A 17,049-nucleotide genomic window follows, 5' to 3' on the forward strand; every position below is an offset into this window, starting at 1 on the left:
CAAGTTGGTCAGATCATGAAAATTCCACCTTTTGTACTTGCTTCAGCTTCTCCAGCCCGACGCCGCTTGCTGCAAACTGTTGGTATTGAACCCATAGTTCAACCTAGTGACTTTGATGAGTCGCAAATTCAACTAAGTGAACCAGCAGAATTGGTCAAAAGTCTTGCCCAGTACAAAGCGGAAACTGTAGCCCCACAGTTTGAATCAGCTTTGATTATAGGTTGTGATTCAGTTTTGTCCATCAATGGTGAAATTTACGGCAAACCAGCAGACTTCTCTGAAGCGATCGCCCGTTGGCAGATAATGAAAGGTAACTTTGGCGACTTGTACACAGGTCACGCCTTAATTGACCACGAGCAAAACCGGACTTTAGTCAAGTCACAAGTTACAAGAGTTTACTTTGCTCAAATGAGCGAAAAGGCAATTAAAGCTTATGTTGCCACTGGTGAACCACTCAAGTGTGCTGGAGCCTTTGCCATTGAGGGTTTTGGTAGTTTCTTCGTGGAAAAAATCGAAGGCTGTCACAGCAATGTAATTGGACTCAGTTTACCCCTGCTGCGCCAGATGCTAAGTGAATTGGGATACGATGTCACTGATTTCTGGCAGCAATAGTCATTTGTCATTTGTCCAAAGTAAATAACCAATGCCCAATGCCCAATTACCAATAACTAATAACTAATAACTAAATTGCCTGATATTGAGTATTGCTTCGCCATGATCTGGAATCCAGGCTAGCCACTCATCTGCTGAAACCGGACACAATAAAAGTGCTTCGTCAAAACTAAAGGGGTTGGGAAGTTGCAAAAGGTTTACCCAAGTAGAAGCTCTGAACCTGTGTAAGCCTTCCAGATTATTGTGTTTTCTTGTATGTACAGCAAAATCCGGTCTATGAGAATCTAGTTTCATAGCTTTCTATTAACCTTCACAAATGGGCTAATCTAAAATTATTTCTGTAACCTAGACTACAAAATAAATAATCCTTCTGAAAAGTATCTGTCTTATAAATTTACGTTGGCTGAGTGCAACTGTTTGCTTATATTGCAGACCACAACAGGTATGGCACGACAGGTTGTAGACTGGCCATTAGATCGCATTCCCAACTAGAATATGTCATTTACTTCTATGCCCTCGCTGCGCGAGCAACAACATCCCCTAATTCGTCAGCTAGCTGATTGTATTGAGGCAGCTTGGCATCAGCACCTGGATTTATCCCCTTACCATTTGCCTAATGAGTTGGGGTATGTGGAAGGTAGATTAGAAGGCGAAAAACTGACGATTGAAAACCGTTGCTATCAAACGCCCCAGTTTCGGAAAATGCACTTGGAACTGGCAAAAATCGGCAATATGCTGGATATTTTGCACTGCGTCATGTTTCCCCGTCCAGAATACAACCTGCCGATGTTTGGTTGTGATTTAGTTGGGGGTAGAGGTCAAATTAGTGCGGCGATCGCAGACCTTTCTCCTATCCGAGTAGAACGCACTTTACCAGAATCTTATACTTCGGCACTGACACAGCTACCAGTGCTTAACTTTTCCCAACCCCGTGAATTACCTGAATGGGGAAATATTTTTTCAGATTTCTGCATCTTTGTGCGCCCCAGTTCCCCAGAAGAAGAAACAATGTTTCTGTCACGGGTGCGAGAATTTTTAGACATTCATTGTACCCAAGCGATCGCATCACATCCTGTTTCAGTTGAACAAGTCACCCAAAATCTCGCCGGACAACACAACTACTGCACCAAACAGCAGCAAAACGATAAAACCCGCCGCGTCCTAGAAAAAGCCTTTGGGCCAGCTTGGGCAGAAAATTATATGACCACAGTTTTATTCGACCTCCCAACTTAATCATCTTCTCCATCACCCTCATCTCTCCCATCTGTAGGCTCTGCTACGTTTTCAGCTAACGGATAAATGTAGAATTCATTCAACGAGAGTTTTATGGAGTTCCAAAACAACAACAGGGAGAATAGCCAGGTCTTTGAAGCGAATATTACAAAATGGTTTGTTGTCTTGGTAGGTGTAAACAACTAGAGACAGCTAACTCATTGACCAGAAAGTTAAGGAAACTCTGATGTTAGGAATGTTCAAGTTGACAGACATTTTTTAGTTAGTTAATCGTTGATTCACTTAAGGAAGACTAACTTTTGTAGCAAGATTGTGTCTAACAAAGGCAACAGTCTATTTTTGATGTTTCTTTTCAATTTTGTGACTAACTATAGCTGTAGTAAATGTAGCAGTAAAGTACCGCATCATACCAATTTAGAATTTTTTATAGAGATGCGATATATTGCGTCTCTATATCTAAATTCATACTGCTTGTGAATTCTGCTAATACCCATTGCACTCATGTCTCAATAATACTCAGAGTTATTGAATAGTTAGCTACTATAGCGTTTCTCAGTTTCAATACACACCGAACCCCACCCTCTAGTAAGCCTCAAAGAGGTTTGGAGAGAGGTCAAAGTGTATTGCATACATAATGAGCGGCTATAGAAAACACCATTTTGTAAAGCCATAGTGTTGAACGTTCATCACACAATGGATTTTTAAGCCATACCTAGCTTGAAACCACTGTTGTTTGTCCTAACAGCTGGCTGTTGATTAAAAACCTTTTTATTTTTACTTCCATCAGCACAATTCAGGTAAATGGGCAACATACTATGTCAAGGGTGACTGAAAAGCCGCAACCAAGTGAACAGACCCTAAATCATGAACAACCTAAGATTTGGTGGGGTATCGCTGTAGCCGTGCCAGTAGTAATCGCTGCTGGAATACTAGGTACGGCTAAAATCGAGCAGTTAAGAAAACTAACTACATCCGTACCAGTAATGCCATCTACCAATAGCATTAGTGCTGTAGGGCGTTTGGAACCGCGAGGCGAAGTTGTTAAATTGTCTGCCCCATCATCAGGATTAGCGCCATCGTCACGAATTCAGCAACTTCTGGTGAAAGAGGGTGAACAAGTAAAGCAAGGTCAAATTGTGGCAATTTTGGACAACCGCGATACCCAAATAGCCGGACTACAAGAGGCAAAAGCGAAAGTCCAAGAAGCTCGTGCGAATTTAGCGCAAGTCAGGGCTGGCTCTCCAAGAGATATTCAAGCTCAGAGAGCAGTTATTGCTCGCCTACAAGCGCAGTTAATTGGAGAAAGGAATGCAGCGCAAGCAACGATCGCCCGGATTGCAGCTCAGTTAAGTGGTGATAAACTTGTCCAACAAGCAACCGTGAATCGCCTAGAAGCTGAACTCAGTGGTCAAAGAGATGCCCTCAGAGCAACCGTTGTACGTATTCAAGCCGAACAGCGCAATGCTCAAGTCGATGCCGGACGCTATGATTATTTATACAAAGAAGGTGCTATTTCTCAGCAAGAGCGGGACAGAAGACGCTTGAGTGCAATAACTGCTAATCAGCAGGTAGCTGAAAGCCAAGCTACCCTGAAACAGACATTGGCAACTATACGACAGCAACTTGCCGAGGCCAGAGCTACCCAAATCCAAAATTTAGCAACTTTGCAACAGCAGTTAATTGAAGCTAGAGTTAACCGCGATAAAACTGTCGCAACTTTGCAAAGACAAATCGATGAAGAAAAGGCCAAACTGAGCAGAATTTTAGATGTTAGTCCTACGGATGTGCAAGTAGCGCAAGCCCAAGTTAGTAATGCGATCGCAAATGTCAGAAAAGCCGAAGCAGAACTAAGATTAAGCTACGTTCAAGCACCAATCGCTGGAGAAATTTTAAAGATTTACGCCAAATCAGGCGAAGCGATCGGCGCAAATGGCATTGCTGAACTTGGCCAAACCAAGCAAATGTTTGTAATTGCTGAAGTTGCTGAAGACAGCATTGGTAAAGTGCGTCTTGGTCAAAATGCTACTATCACCAGTGATAACGGCGCATTTAGCGGCGAATTAAAGGGAACTGTCACTGATATTGGCAGAAAAATTGGTAAAAAAGATGTGCTGAATACAGATCCAGCCGCAGATGTGGATGCCAGAGTTGTAGAAGTTAAAATTGCTCTGTCTCCAGAAGATAGCCTGAAAGTTTCTGGTTTAACTTACGCCAAAGTTCTTGTCGATATTAATAACTAATTAGGTTATAGGTGAGCAGTAATTCCAATCCATAATTTGATATTTTGGATTAAAAATATTCTTTAATAGTCTGTTTAATCAATTTTAAACATTCTATCAATCCGGTACGGGTGTCACCATAATGGGTTGAAAATCTCAAATCGCTACTTTTGTTGAGACGCCTATAAAATGAATCAAAAAATACCTCTGTCGTGGCTACAACTGACAAGAGAAAAAACTCGTCTAGCTGTGGCTTTAGCAGGAATTGCTTTTGCCGATATTTTAATGTTTATGCAACTCGGCTTTCGGGATGCTCTGTATTATAGTAACGTTCGATTTCATAACAGCTTACAAGGCGATATTGTTTTAATCAATAGTCAATCTAACGCTATATTGGCAATGAGAAGCTTTTCTCAACGACGATTATATAAAGCTTTAGAATTACCCGCAGTTCAATCAGTACATCCGATCTATTTGGACTTTACAATCTGGAAAAATCCTGTAACAGGGCGTCCTCGGAGTATCCTAATTTTTGGAATGAACCCAGAAACTAATCTAGTTAATTTACCTGGAGTTCAGGAAAATTTAGATAAACTTAAACTACCTGATGTAGTTCTATTTGACCGCTCTTCTAGGGTAGAGTATGGACCGATCGCTGCTAATTATGATCAAGGAAAGCCTGTAACGGCAGAAGTACGAAGACGGAGAATTAAAGTAGGAGGACTCTTTACATTAGGTGCATCATTTGGTGCAGATGGTAATTTAATTACGAGCGACCTCAACTTTTTCCGAATATTCAACAATCGTCAAAAAGGATTAATTGATATTGGGCTAATTAGATTAAAGCCGGGAGCCGATGCTAATGTTGTTGCCCAACAATTACGAAAGTATTTACCTAATGAAGTAAATGTTTTAACTAAACAAGAATTTATTGATTTTGAGCGGAGTTACTGGGCGAATAGTACAGCTATTGGCTTTATTTTCACATTAGGGACTGTCATGGGTTTCATTGTAGGAACTGTGATTGTTTATCAAATTCTTTATACAGAAGTTGCAGATCACTTAGCCGAGTACGCTACCCTCAAGGCGATAGGTTACACACAAAACTATTTATTGACAGTCATTCTTCAAGAAGCCTTATTGTTAGCAGTTCTAGGCTATTTCCCTGGAATAGTTTTTGCCTTATTTATGTATAGCAGCGCCAGAAATGCAACACTTTTACCAGTTTTTATGAGTTTTGAACGGGCTGTAATGGTATTGATTTTGACTATGCTGATGTGCATTATTTCTGGTGCGATCGCAGTTAGAAAATTACGCTCTGCCGATCCAGCAGATATCTTTTAATTAATACAATATTAATTAAAAGATGTAACCAATAAGTTTGGATTATGATAAAAACTAAGCAAATTTAATTTCTGACATTCACTAAAGTTAAATTTTGGAACTACTAATTTATAACTAACAAAAATATCATGGAAAAAGAACCTGTAATCGCCATTAAAAATCTCAATCACTTCTATGGCAAAGGCGCACTGAGAAAACAGATATTATTTGATATCAACCTAAACATTTATCCAGGTGAGATTGTGATTATGACCGGGCCATCAGGTTCAGGTAAAACAACATTACTGAGCTTAATTGGCGGTTTGCGGTCTGTACAAGAGGGAAGTTTAAAATTTTTAGGTGAAGAACTTATTGGCGTCAGTCAAAACAAATTAGTGCAGATGCGACGCAACATTGGTTATATTTTCCAAGCTCACAATTTGCTAGGGTTCTTGACAGCCAAGCAAAATGTGCAAATGGCAGTGGAATTGAACGATAATATTTCTCAAGCAGAAGCAATGGCTAAATCAAAAGCTATGCTGGGGTCTGTTGGTCTAGAAGAACGAGTTGATTACTACCCAGACAATCTTTCTGGTGGACAAAAACAAAGAATAGCGATCGCCCGCGCCTTAGTGAATCGTCCTCCCTTGGTACTAGCAGACGAACCAACAGCAGCATTAGATAAACAATCAGGACGCGATGTTGTGGAAATAATGCAGAGTCTAGCCAAAAATCAGGGAACTACTATCTTATTGGTGACACACGACAACCGCATTTTAGACATAGCCGATCGCATCGTCGAAATGGAAGATGGTCTTTTAACCCGTAATTCCCCCAATACAGTTATTCAGTCATGATTTTTAGTCATTAGTCATTTGTCCTTTGTGAACTACCAATGATCAATGACCAATGACTAATGACAGTCATAATTTATTGTCTAGCCGAGCCTGATTTTTTAACTCCGGGTGACTTTGGTGGAGTTGGAGTATTTGGTTGGCGACTAGTACGGAAAGTTACATTCACCCCTTCATTCGATTGTTCGAGCACTAGTAAAGGCGTAGGTTTAGCCTTTTGATCCCAATGCATGGTAGCAATCCGACCTTGAATTATTGGTTGCCAACTATCTTCGTCTTCTATCGGGCTTAAGTAAGTTTCTATACAATCAATAATTTGACTAATAGTCGCAGAAGTTGCTTGCGTCGGTAACTTCATTAACTTGATTTGAATCCGAAACAGCACCCGTTTAGCAGAATTCCCTGGACTACCAGTCTCATACTCGACATCAAAAATTTCATCTACTTGCCGTCCAGCACTATTAGCAATTCCAACCGATCCTTGTTGGGCTTGACTTGGACGCAGGGCTTGAGAAATTTTTTCTTTGATCTGAATCTTTATTTGATTAAGAATTGCAAAGTGAAACACCTCCTCTGACATCCGCATCCGCAGATAATCCAGGTTAAAATCCCGTGAGTTCACCAAATCGGGATTAGTTTCCATTTTGCGAATTGTTTCCAGCGCCAGCTTAAACTTTTTCTCTAGTTCTCGGGCGCGGAATTGTTCAAACTTAAGTTTTTTCTCCAGCTTATCCTTCTGGAGTTTAATATACACAATCAAAGCAATCACCACTAAAGCCAGTCCTCCAGAAGTTACCAACAATAATGGTGGCATTTGAGGATTACTTGCTGGCACTTCCTGGGATGCCTTTTTAGTAGCCTTTTTCCCAGAGGATTGGGCAAGAAACATTGAAGTGGACATGGTGGGAAACTGAAAAACTTGACTCCTGATGTTTAGGATGCCCAAATCTTCAAGGTCATCTTGCTGTATGATTAATATTTTTTACAGCCTTTTACAAACCGTATATGTCCAGACATTTGAGCCTCTCTCCCCTATCTGAGGTTTCATCTACAAGCTTGAACAATATTCGTCTGATAGCCACAGATATGGATGGCACCTTGACTAGACGAGGAAAATTTACTCCTGCACTGCTACAAGCTTTAGAGGATTTAGCCGCAGCTGATATTAAAGTGCTAATTGTCACTGGACGTTCTGCCGGGTGGGTAAGTGGATTGAGTAGTTTGATGCCAGTGGCAGGTGGGATGGCAGAAAATGGCGGTTTGTTCTTTCCACCTGGAAATGAGAAACCAATAGTCTTAACACCCATTCCTGATTTAGTTCAACATCGTTGGCACTTGGCTACGACTTTTGAGAATTTACAAACTAAATTTCCCCAAATCCAAGAATCTGCTGATAATCGCTTTCGCATCACCGACTGGACTTTTGATGTAGCTGGTTTGCGTGAAGACGAACTACAAACCCTAGATAATCTCTGTCAACAAATGGGTTGGGGATTTACCTATAGCAACGTGCAGTGTCATATTAAACCCCAAGGACAAGATAAAGCCGTGGGATTGTTGCAAGTATTGCGCGAATATTTGCCCCAGTATTCATCAGAACAAATTGTCACTGTGGGCGATAGCCCTAATGATGAAAGTTTATTTAATCGGCATTATTTTCCTGTTTCTGTAGGCGTGGCAAATGTCCTGGAATATGTGAATCAGTTGAAATATCAGCCTGCTTACATTACCACTGCTGCCGAAGGGGAAGGATTTTGTGAGTTATCTAGTTATATTTTGAAAAGCTTGTACATCCCAAGTTAGGCAGAAGTAGAGTTGTTCTACAATAATCTCGTAGCACTGAGTTTAAAACCATGACGGCTACTGTACCTGTTAGTGTCGAATCAGAAATCTTCTACCCCAGTGCTGATGGTCAACCAGTGGCAGAAACCTACGACCACCTTTATGCTTTACTAACTACCTTAGAAGTCCTGAAACAGTATCTGGCAAATCGTCAAGCAACAGTCTTGGCAAATCAATTTCTTTACTATGCACAAGGCTTTCCCAAGTTGCGGGTAGCTCCAGATGTGATGGTGATTTTTGATGTTGCACCTGGCGGTCGGGACAACTATAAAATCTGGGAAGAGGGTCAAGTACCGACAGTTATTTTTGAAATGACATCCTTTGGGACAAAGGGACAAGACGAAATTTTCAAAAAGACCCTCTATGAGCAGCTAGGTGTCAAGGAATACTGGCTATTTGACCCTAAAAGCGAGTGGGTGGAACAACAGTTACGTGGCTATCGCCTGCGGGGAGAAATCTACGAACCTATACAGGATGGACGCAGTGAACCCTTACAACTGCGCTTGGTAGTTGAGGGAAGACTAATTGGATTTTATCAAGAGGATACAGGGGAAAAATTACTGATCCCTGATGAACTGGCACAGGCTTTAAGGCAGGAAGTTTTAGCAAGACAGCACGCAGAAGAACTGGTAGAACAAGAACGCCAACGAGCTGAACAGGAACGCCAACGAGCTGAACAAGAACGCCAACGAGCTGAACAGGCAGAATTGCAGATAGAACAGTTAAAGGCAAGGTTGCGATCGCTTAATGTAGACCCCGATACTATTGAGTAACATATAGGGTAGTCCCTGGACTATAAAAATTGCTGCACGCTGTAGTAAAGACAACCCAGATTGCCAAGGATACCTTTTTCCACTTTCTTGACGAGTAATAATACTCATAGCCAGAGAAGTAGAATTAAGGCACTCTTCAAGCAGTTTACAGCTTTAGTTAAAATTCCCTTTTAGGTACTAGCATCTCTAACTTTATTAAAATCACCAATGACTTTGTGACACCTGTGTAGTTTATTTTTATATTAGTGATTTATAGTTTTTTGAATTATATAGGGAATACTAAATTTTAGACTCCTTGCTAGATAAAACTGATATTAGTAAATTTAACTATCACTATTAGATTTCAAAGGAGATTCAAAAATATTTTTATGCGTAAACAGTAGCGATAAAAGCTACTTAAATTAAAGTCGCAAATAAATAATAAATTTTAATCAGATAATAATCTAATGAGTAAAGAATTTTGGATTGGACAGATAAGGAAGAGAGAAGTTTTTGAAAAAGCATATGTGTATTCTATATCTTACAGAATTACCCACGATTCCTACTGTAATTTTATTGAAATAGATTATTACAGACAAAATAAAGAAAAGTTGTTTAAAGAAATTGAGTTAGTTCTTGAAAACCCAAATTTATACGAAGCAGAAACTGCCTTCTCTTTTTATTTACCAAAGTCAAATATGTTTTTTAGAAGGATGATACATACTCCTTTTAAAGATTTAGTAATTAAATTCATTTTTGTATCTGTCCTGGCTGAATTATTAGATTTTACTTTTATTAGACATTGTTTTTCATATCGGCTTAATAGAAATACCGAAAAAGACAAAAAATCAAAAGGCTATTTATATAAATATTATTATGAAGGTTTTCAAGATTTCATAGCTTGGCAATTAGCACAAGTTGAGAAAAACACTTGTATGCTTAAAACTGACATATCATCATTTTATGATTCCATATCACACGAATACTTGCTCTCAGCAATATCAAAACAAATCAATATAAGAAGAGATACAGATTTTATGCTTCTTTTTGATAAAACTTTGAAGTTCAAAATCTGCTATTACTCAATTGTGGATGGTAAATTAAACGAAACACATAATAGCCAAGGTATACCTATAGGAAATGAAGCAGAAGGATTTCTAGCCAATATATTTCTCAAAGAAGCTGATGAAGCATTATTCAATCTTGGTATAAACTTTGGAAGATATGTAGATGATTACCGCATTTTTACTAACAATAAGAATGATGCAGTAAAGGCTTCAATAGTGTTACAAGAATTTCTTTTAAAGATAGGTGTAAATTTGAATGCTTCAAAAACAAAAATCATAGAAGCTCAAGAAAAAATAATTGAATTCATTGAAGAGTCAAAAGACGGCAGCGTTTCAGCAATGCCATTTCAAGAAGATAGTTATGAGCAAAGCAAGCAAGAAAATAAATTAGATAAAACAGCCTTAATTAAGGAAATTAATTCGGCAAAAGCAAGCAGGCAAAATGAAATATTCAATGATTCAAAGCAGAAAATACTGTTTGAAGATTTAGAAGATATTGATGATGAAGATAAAGCTAAACAATTCTGTAAGTTTTTAAATGAAATCCCATTAGGCACAAAGTTAGAACCTCAAATATTTACTAAGCATATGGAATGGCTTTATCAATTGTCAAAAAGATATCCAAAACATTGGAAATTATACTCTTGGCTGTTTGTAAAGTTTTTATCTCTTGATTATAGTAATGATATCCAGATGATTAGCCTTAAATATCTTTTTTTATTATTTAACGATGAACTTGTAAATACATTTATTAAGACTAGAGTCATTCATCATCTAGTTAAGCCACGAAAGGGAGCATTAACTTATATAGAAAGAATATCAAAAAGAAAAGTTTTAAAAGAAAGAATTCTTGAACATATAACTCAGTTAATGACAATCAGTTGTATAGCATTACAATTAAATTGTATATATGCTTACTATCTAATTTTAAAAGACCATAAAACTGTTGAAGATTTTGTATCTAATAACTTAAAACGTCCAATACCAGAACCGATTCAATATGCGGTGTATCACATTAGGTCTTTATGTTATCAAGGTTCTCCAAAATTGGTTTCTTTTGAAGAGATTTTGGAAGAAAGTGAAATAGAATCTGACGGTTTTATCTTCCATTAAAAATCAATTTCTATATCAGGTGATTCATAAATAATAAGAAAGCTTTTTGCTCTGGTTGCCCCAACATATTTGTTGGCAATATCCCAATTACTTGGTATTAATGTTTTCGGCTTCTCAAACAATAGAAGTATAATATCGTTTTCCAATCCTTTATACATTCCTATATTCGACCACTGAATAGTATTTTTGTCTTTATTAGAAAATGAATACTGTTTGAGATGAAAACGGTTGATATGCGAATAACCTGAAAGTATGGACTTTGAAAGTGGATACATATCAGTTAAGACAACAGTTTGAGTAGGTCTAATATTCTCATGATTAACTAAATTTAAAATATCTTCTTCTAACATTTTAAAGAGATCATTTATATTTTTGTATTCTCTTTCTATTACGTCTCTTCCTCGAATTGATGAACTTTTGATTGGATGGACACAGGATACATATGGCTCTGCATACTTGAAGATATTGTGAGTGTTTCGGCAGTTTTTGTCTAAAACATTTGGGTTGACTTGGAGTGCTAATTGATTTGCATTCTTTGAAACATTCTGATTACTATCTTGAAATATATAAAATATTCCGTCATCTGGAATTAAATTACTCAATTCGTTAATTTCGTGACGTTCAAAGTCTTGTCCTTCATCAACAATGATTGCCGTATATTTGAATTGCAGCTTAGATTTGTTTGCCTGTATTTCTTCATAGCTATAAACTACACAATTCCCTGCTTGAATTTCATTTGGTAAAGAAGCTGAAAGATAAAGAGAAAGGTTATTAGATTTGCAAATTACAAGTGTTTTAATATGATGTTGACATAATCTTCTAACTTTTTCTATTGCTAACTGAGTCTTTCCTGAACCAGCACATCCTAAAATTATGGACTGAGGTTGTAGATACAGATTATTCAAAATGTTGAATTGTTGTTCTGTTAATTGAATAATCTCTTGTTGGATTTCACCAATATCATTGGCAATATATTTTTTGAATCCAGTACTTGGAGATATAAGTTGAATGATTAAATTTATGCGAGCATCTCCTAAGACTCTGCTTTTGGGGCTTGATTCATAATAATGGAAGACAGAAGAGATCCATTTACTAATATTTTCTATTTGAGGGCGTAATAGTAATATTTCTGGAGGTGCTTCAGAAGGAAGTCCGTTTATAACTTCATCAACATCGGGAAAAATTACACAGTGCCCAATACAAAAATCTCGCTTTTTAAATTCGTTATACTTACAAAGAAACTCAAAAAACTTATGTTTAATTTCTTTAGCTTGGATAAATGGTGATATTTTCATTTTTTTATCATTTGTATACCAAGCCATGTTAACTGCATCATAACTTATCGTTCCACCTTTTACTTCTATAATGAGTATTCCTTTTTGAGGATGAACAATAATAAAGTCAGCTTCTCTATCTTGTACAACGTATTTGATGTGTTGCCACCAAGCCCCATGAAAAACAATGTAATCATCACTTAAGTTTTTTGCAAAAATCTGAAATAGCTTTTTTTCTGCATTACTTTTTGTTGTTGACGATAACTTTTCAGGAATTATTCTTGCCATAAAGATTAACCTTTGCCTTTTAGCTTGAGTTCGATGAAGATGTCGGCGTCAGATTTTTTGCAAATTTATTAACAAGCAGTACTAGTGCTATAAATTTAAGTAAATTATATAACACATCTTAAACAAATATTGCGTATTATTCAGTATGAATATTGGTTTAGTTGCACAAACATGATCATTTCGCACGAGCATTTACAGCTATTTTCAAGTAAATAGACCTCTCGTAGGGGCACAAGGCCTTGCGCCCCTACGAGAGGTGTGGTTCAAATACATGAAAACTGCTGTAAAGTCACAGATGGACTGTCACCTTATCAATATGTCCTTCGGTGTCGGCTGGAACTTGCCCAACAACTGTTACAAAACCAAAAGCGATCGCTTGCACAGGTAGCCGCAGAAGCGGGATTTGGCAACCAAAGCACATTACATCTGTGTTTCAACGAATGCTACACATAACTCCCAAGCGTTATCAGCAAGAAATGAGTAGTATTTTAGACCATACATAAAACCTCATGTGTAGTTTTTTGCAAGACGGTCTGAAAAACTTTATCTTCTCTGGGTTTGAAAACTTGCTATATCTGAATTTTTCACAACAAAAAATCAAGCTTTTCCAGATCATCTTGCAGGTTTTTGGTTATATCTCAGTCCAATGTCAAGTAAACAATTTGTTACCTGTGTCTTTGCCACATTTCTTACCTGAGACAGAATACAATAGATGAATCTCTAGCACGTTTCAATCTAGTAAGTCTCAACAATACTGATTTTATTGAGAAGACTGTTTTATACAGTCATTCACAAGCAAAACTGAATTAAAAAATAAATAAACCGCCAGCCCTCTAAGCACCTAGAGACGCTAAGAGACTAATAGATACTTAGAGGACAGGTTGGTGTTTTATTTCTAACTTCCACTAAAAAGTCCAAGACCAATGTCAAGTCAAGAATTTACCTTTAAATAACGAGGTATAAAATTATGCAAGAAATTGAAAGATTTTTTGGCAACTTGTTCAGTGGCATAATCAACCGCTTTAAGTATTCTGCGATGGACGCTGCCGATCGCAAAATGAGAGAAACTATCGACGATCAGATCGAACAAAGGCGACAAAAACCCAAACCTGAAGAGCGAGAAGACCGCTAGTAGACCTTTAAAACAGCAAGATTTTCATTAATAGTGCTGCCAAATTGTTGAGTAGGCAGCACTATTTTCTTGCCCTCACTCGGTCAAGCAACTACAACTCTTCGGAATATGCTAACCTAGTATGGTTAACTAATCTCGCACATCTAAGAATTCGGGTGTTTCCCGATTGGGAAATACACTTGGATGGAGGTTTAACCCGAATCGGAGTTGAAAATTATATGCCAGTAGTTTCATTGGCTCAAATGATGGAGTCAGGGGTTCACTTTGGGCATCAGACCCGGCGTTGGAACCCAAAAATGTCTCCTTACATTTATACTTCCCGCAATGGCGTGCATATCATCGACTTGGTGCAAACTGCCCAGTTGATGGATAATGCTTACAACTATATGCGATCGCACGCGGAACAAGGGAAGAAATTTCTTTTCGTCGGCACTAAGCGTCAAGCAGCTGGAATTATTGCCCAAGAAGCTAGCCGTTGTGGTTCCCACTACATTAACCAACGCTGGTTGGGCGGAATGTTGACCAACTGGGCAACCATCAAAACACGGGTTGACCGTCTAAAAGATTTAGAACGCCGTGAAGAAACTGGCGCGCTAGATTTATTGCCGAAAAAAGAAGCGTCAATGCTACGTCGGGAAATGACGAAGCTTCAGAAATACTTGGGCGGCATTAAAACAATGCGAAAAGTGCCCGATATCGTGGTAATCGTAGACCAACGCCGGGAATATAACGCAGTTCAAGAATGCCAAAAGCTGAATATTCCCATTGTGTCCATGTTGGATACAAACTGTGACCCCGATGTAGTAGATATCCCCATCCCAGCAAACGACGATGCTATCAGGTCAATTAAACTGATAGTCGGAAAATTGGCAGATGCCATTTATGAAGGTCGTCATGGTCAGCTGGATGTTGAAGATGATTACGAAGATTACGACGGTAGTGAGTATGACGATGACTACGAAGAAACCGAATATACTGATGCCGTAATTCCCGACGAGGAAACAGAAGAATAGTGCTGTTAACGGAAGCGGGGCCTTTAGCCCGTGAAGAGTGCTAAGTCCTGAGTAAGATAGAAAGACTCAGCAAATTGAATAGTGCTGAGTCTTGATTTTTGAAGTTGTAAGTTGTGATTTGTCAATGAAGAATAAAATTGATAACTGAACACTCAAAACTCAGCACGGGCTAAAGCCGAGCTAACGCTAACAAAACTCAGTACTCAGTACTAAATTAGGTGAGTGATTACAACTCGAGGTCAAGTTAGGAATTGAGGGAACATGGCGGAAATATCTGCAAAACTCGTCCAAGAGCTACGCCAAAAAACTGGTGCCGGCATGATGGACTGCAAAAAGGCGCTGATAGAGACTGAAGGCAACGTAGAAGAAGCCGCAGACTGGCTACGGAAAAAGGGCATCTCTAAGGCGGGAGCAAAAAGCGATCGCATTGCGGCAGAAGGTCTAGTAGAGACTTACATTCAGCCCGGAGGTCGAGTAGGTGTACTCATAGAAGTCAACTGTCAAACCGACTTTGTTGCTCGTAACGAGGCTTTTAAAGCTTTAGTTAAGAATCTAGCAAAGCAAGCAGCGACAGCTGATAGTGTTGAGTATTTGCTGGCTCAACCCTATATTGAGAATGAAAGTGCGACTGTAGAAGAATCCATCAAGCAAACTATTGCCACCCTTGGTGAAAACATCCAAGTGCGCCGCTTTGTTAATTTTGCAATAGCAGAAGGCACACAAGGCGTAGTAGACAGCTACATTCACACTGGCGGTCGAGTTGGTGTATTAGTAGAACTGGGTTCCCAAACTGAGTCAGTGGCTGCTAATTCAGAGTTCCAAACCTTGGCACGGAACACTGCAATGCAAGTTGCGGCTTGTCCCAATGTCGAGTATGTGAGCGTAGACCAAATCCCCGCCGAAATTGCCCAAAAGGAAAAAGACATTGAAATGGGCAAGGATGATTTGGCGAACAAGCCTGAAAACATCAAAGAAAAGATTGTTCAGGGACGGATTGAAAAACGCCTGAAAGAATTGACTTTGCTCGATCAGCCTTACATTCGCGATCAGAGTATTTCCGTAGAAGACTTGATAAAGCAAGTGAAGGCACAATTAGGCGAAGAGATTCAAGTGACTCGCTTTGTCCGTTATATATTGGGCGAAGGCATTGAAAAGCAAGAAATCAGCTTTGCTGATGAAGTCGCTGCACAAATGGGCACTAAGTAATATTAGTCATTGGTCATTAGTCATTAGCCTTTACCAAGGACAAAGGACAAATGACTAATGACTCTTTAAAAAACAGGTCAGGTTATTTGCTTGGCCTGTCTTTTATTTAGTAAAAGACGTGAAATATCGCATTTAATTTAAAATATAAAATTCTCTGAAAAGTTATCCTAAAATAAGTTTGTACATTTGTACTATGTAATGGTTCAGATGGGCAAGAGCGAAAAAATATGGCAAGAGCAATCGAGCGAATTGAGCAGGATATTGCAGCACTCCAAGAAGCGATCCGGGCGATCGCAATCGAACTACAAAGCGCTTATGCTAGTTATCTAAATACCTTGGGGCTAGCTGTACGCAAACAGTTGATTCTCGCAAGTTACCACCTCTGCACTCAAGGATATCCCGAAAACTTTTTGCATTTGTCATTGAATCAGCGCCAACAATTGCAACAAGCCATCCGCAAGTTGGGTCAACTGGCAGCTGAACAATTGCTCATTTATCTTACAAGTGAAGAATCAGGGGAAGATGAGGTGGATGAGGGAGACGATATGGATGAGGAAGATGAGATGGATGAGATGGATGAGGTGGATGAGGAAGTAACACCCTCTTCATCTTCACTATTTCTGAATGCTTCTAATTCTCAGTATCTCACTGCCAACACCTCCGATCCTATAGAACTGGCAAAATGGCAGCAGAAATTAGAAGAGGTTGCGCAAGAGATACTGAAAAAACTTTCGCATGACGCTAATCTTTTGTTACAAAAAGCTGGAGTATTGCCGAAAAAATTACCAGAACCGATTTTAGCAGCAGCGGCGGCAGCATCAGAAGCATCTGCTGAGGTCATGCCAGGGCCACCCAATTTATTAAACTTAGTAATTGAAATTGAAAATGAGCAACAGTCAGAAGATTCTGGACTGACTCAAATTATGGCTATTAACCTGCGGCTAGGAGAAATTGAATTTGCAGATGTGACACTTTCCTCCGATCGCAAGCGAATCCGCAGTATTTTAGTTCAGCTAAACAAACTAGGACGAGAGTATAAAAAGAGATATAAAGAAAAGGCGATCGCTGAAGCGGAAGCTGCATGGCGCGCTAGTTGGTTTGAATAAAGTTATGAGTTATGA

General features: G+C 38.9%; 17 protein-coding genes. 13 read left to right on the forward strand and 4 right to left on the reverse strand.

The annotated features are described in order from the left end of the window. The first annotated feature begins 15 nt into the window (after positions 1-15). Positions 16-612, forward strand: a complete 597-nt coding sequence (locus tag V7K45_RS29280) for a Maf family protein (protein WP_335009023.1) — start codon at positions 16-18, stop codon at positions 610-612. 63 nt (positions 613-675) lie between these two features. On the opposite strand, the gene V7K45_RS29285 is transcribed toward V7K45_RS29280, so the two are convergent. Continuing rightward, entirely contained in the window at positions 676-906 is a 231-nt protein-coding gene (locus V7K45_RS29285; protein ID WP_335008909.1) for a hypothetical protein, read from the reverse strand. Between the two features lie 201 nt (positions 907-1,107). Between V7K45_RS29285 and V7K45_RS29290 the strand changes: the two genes are divergently transcribed. From V7K45_RS29290 to V7K45_RS29305, 4 genes are all read left to right on the forward strand, one after another. Continuing rightward, on the forward strand, positions 1,108-1,845 hold the full coding sequence (locus tag V7K45_RS29290; protein WP_335008911.1) for a phycocyanobilin:ferredoxin oxidoreductase: 738 nt from the start codon (positions 1,108-1,110) through the stop codon (positions 1,843-1,845). A gap of 815 nt (positions 1,846-2,660) precedes the next feature. Then, on the forward strand, positions 2,661-4,085 hold the full coding sequence (locus V7K45_RS29295; protein WP_335008913.1) for an HlyD family efflux transporter periplasmic adaptor subunit: 1,425 nt from the start codon (positions 2,661-2,663) through the stop codon (positions 4,083-4,085). 168 nt (positions 4,086-4,253) lie between these two features. Beyond that, a complete protein-coding gene (gene devC, locus V7K45_RS29300; RefSeq protein WP_335008915.1) occupies positions 4,254-5,408 on the forward strand; it encodes an ABC transporter permease DevC in 1,155 nt (384 codons plus the stop codon). A gap of 128 nt (positions 5,409-5,536) precedes the next feature. Then, entirely contained in the window at positions 5,537-6,244 is a 708-nt protein-coding gene (locus tag V7K45_RS29305) for a DevA family ABC transporter ATP-binding protein (RefSeq protein ID WP_335008917.1), read from the forward strand. Positions 6,245-6,317: 73 nt separating this feature from the next. Here V7K45_RS29305 and V7K45_RS29310 read toward each other — a convergent pair whose 3' ends face one another. Continuing rightward, complete coding sequence (locus V7K45_RS29310; RefSeq protein WP_335008919.1) at positions 6,318-7,142, reverse strand: hypothetical protein; 825 nt, start codon at positions 7,140-7,142, stop codon at positions 6,318-6,320. A gap of 104 nt (positions 7,143-7,246) precedes the next feature. Here V7K45_RS29310 and V7K45_RS29315 point away from each other — a divergent pair, with 104 nt between their 5' ends. From V7K45_RS29315 to V7K45_RS29325, 3 genes are all read left to right on the forward strand, one after another. Next, entirely contained in the window at positions 7,247-8,044 is a 798-nt protein-coding gene (locus V7K45_RS29315; protein ID WP_335008921.1) for an HAD family hydrolase, read from the forward strand. A gap of 50 nt (positions 8,045-8,094) precedes the next feature. After that, the gene (locus V7K45_RS29320; RefSeq protein WP_335008923.1) at positions 8,095-8,856 is read left to right on the forward strand and encodes a Uma2 family endonuclease; all 762 of its coding nucleotides are present in this window, start codon (positions 8,095-8,097) and stop codon (positions 8,854-8,856) included. A gap of 446 nt (positions 8,857-9,302) precedes the next feature. Then, positions 9,303-11,015, forward strand: coding sequence for an RNA-directed DNA polymerase (locus V7K45_RS29325; protein WP_335008925.1), 1,713 nt, complete (start codon positions 9,303-9,305; stop codon positions 11,013-11,015). Here the strand turns inward: V7K45_RS29325 and V7K45_RS29330 are convergent. Continuing rightward, positions 11,012-12,577 (reverse strand): nuclease-related domain-containing protein, encoded by a 1,566-nt coding sequence (locus tag V7K45_RS29330; RefSeq protein ID WP_335008927.1) that lies wholly within the window; start codon positions 12,575-12,577, stop codon positions 11,012-11,014. The two genes, V7K45_RS29325 and V7K45_RS29330, sit on opposite strands and share 4 nt — an antisense overlap. Before the next feature lie 258 nt (positions 12,578-12,835). Here V7K45_RS29330 and V7K45_RS29335 point away from each other — a divergent pair, with 258 nt between their 5' ends. Further along, complete coding sequence (locus V7K45_RS29335; protein WP_335008929.1) at positions 12,836-13,030, forward strand: helix-turn-helix domain-containing protein; 195 nt, start codon at positions 12,836-12,838, stop codon at positions 13,028-13,030. A gap of 514 nt (positions 13,031-13,544) precedes the next feature. Next, positions 13,545-13,709, forward strand: coding sequence for a hypothetical protein (locus tag V7K45_RS29340; protein WP_335008931.1), 165 nt, complete (start codon positions 13,545-13,547; stop codon positions 13,707-13,709). A 129-nt stretch (positions 13,710-13,838) separates the two neighbouring features. Here V7K45_RS29340 and V7K45_RS29345 read toward each other — a convergent pair whose 3' ends face one another. Next, positions 13,839-14,003: a hypothetical protein gene (locus V7K45_RS29345; protein ID WP_335009027.1), complete on the reverse strand. Its 165-nt coding sequence runs from the start codon at positions 14,001-14,003 to the stop codon at positions 13,839-13,841. Here V7K45_RS29345 and rpsB point away from each other — a divergent pair. The 3 genes from rpsB to V7K45_RS29360 all read left to right on the forward strand — a co-directional run bounded on the left by rpsB (position 13,928) and on the right by V7K45_RS29360 (position 17,034). Continuing rightward, positions 13,928-14,722 carry a 30S ribosomal protein S2 gene (gene rpsB / locus V7K45_RS29350; RefSeq protein WP_190913288.1) on the forward strand — a complete coding sequence of 265 codons (795 nt, stop codon included), beginning with the start codon at positions 13,928-13,930 and terminating at the stop codon, positions 14,720-14,722. The two genes, V7K45_RS29345 and rpsB, sit on opposite strands and share 76 nt — an antisense overlap. A gap of 261 nt (positions 14,723-14,983) precedes the next feature. After that, the gene (gene tsf, locus V7K45_RS29355; protein WP_335008933.1) at positions 14,984-15,928 is read left to right on the forward strand and encodes a translation elongation factor Ts; all 945 of its coding nucleotides are present in this window, start codon (positions 14,984-14,986) and stop codon (positions 15,926-15,928) included. A gap of 227 nt (positions 15,929-16,155) precedes the next feature. Then, positions 16,156-17,034, forward strand: a complete 879-nt coding sequence (locus V7K45_RS29360; RefSeq protein WP_335008935.1) for a hypothetical protein — start codon at positions 16,156-16,158, stop codon at positions 17,032-17,034. The last annotated feature ends 15 nt before the right edge of the window (positions 17,035-17,049 follow it).

The sequence above is a fragment of the Nostoc sp. genome (assembly GCF_036917375.1).
Classification (GTDB): Bacteria; Cyanobacteriota; Cyanobacteriia; order Cyanobacteriales; family Nostocaceae; genus Nostoc.

Coding starts and splice junctions, on each gene's coding strand:
- V7K45_RS29280 (WP_335009023.1), top strand. CDS start 16: ATGAAAATTCCACCTTTTGTACTTGCTTCAGCTTCTCCAGCCCGACGC.
- V7K45_RS29285 (WP_335008909.1), bottom strand. CDS start 906: ATGAAACTAGATTCTCATAGACCGGATTTTGCTGTACATACAAGAAAA.
- V7K45_RS29290 (WP_335008911.1), top strand. CDS start 1,108: ATGTCATTTACTTCTATGCCCTCGCTGCGCGAGCAACAACATCCCCTA.
- V7K45_RS29295 (WP_335008913.1), top strand. CDS start 2,661: ATGTCAAGGGTGACTGAAAAGCCGCAACCAAGTGAACAGACCCTAAAT.
- devC (WP_335008915.1), top strand. CDS start 4,254: ATGAATCAAAAAATACCTCTGTCGTGGCTACAACTGACAAGAGAAAAA.
- V7K45_RS29305 (WP_335008917.1), top strand. CDS start 5,537: ATGGAAAAAGAACCTGTAATCGCCATTAAAAATCTCAATCACTTCTAT.
- V7K45_RS29310 (WP_335008919.1), bottom strand. CDS start 7,142: ATGTCCACTTCAATGTTTCTTGCCCAATCCTCTGGGAAAAAGGCTACT.
- V7K45_RS29315 (WP_335008921.1), top strand. CDS start 7,247: ATGTCCAGACATTTGAGCCTCTCTCCCCTATCTGAGGTTTCATCTACA.
- V7K45_RS29320 (WP_335008923.1), top strand. CDS start 8,095: ATGACGGCTACTGTACCTGTTAGTGTCGAATCAGAAATCTTCTACCCC.
- V7K45_RS29325 (WP_335008925.1), top strand. CDS start 9,303: ATGAGTAAAGAATTTTGGATTGGACAGATAAGGAAGAGAGAAGTTTTT.
- V7K45_RS29330 (WP_335008927.1), bottom strand. CDS start 12,577: ATGGCAAGAATAATTCCTGAAAAGTTATCGTCAACAACAAAAAGTAAT.
- V7K45_RS29340 (WP_335008931.1), top strand. CDS start 13,545: ATGCAAGAAATTGAAAGATTTTTTGGCAACTTGTTCAGTGGCATAATC.
- rpsB (WP_190913288.1), top strand. CDS start 13,928: ATGCCAGTAGTTTCATTGGCTCAAATGATGGAGTCAGGGGTTCACTTT.
- tsf (WP_335008933.1), top strand. CDS start 14,984: ATGGCGGAAATATCTGCAAAACTCGTCCAAGAGCTACGCCAAAAAACT.
- V7K45_RS29360 (WP_335008935.1), top strand. CDS start 16,156: ATGGCAAGAGCAATCGAGCGAATTGAGCAGGATATTGCAGCACTCCAA.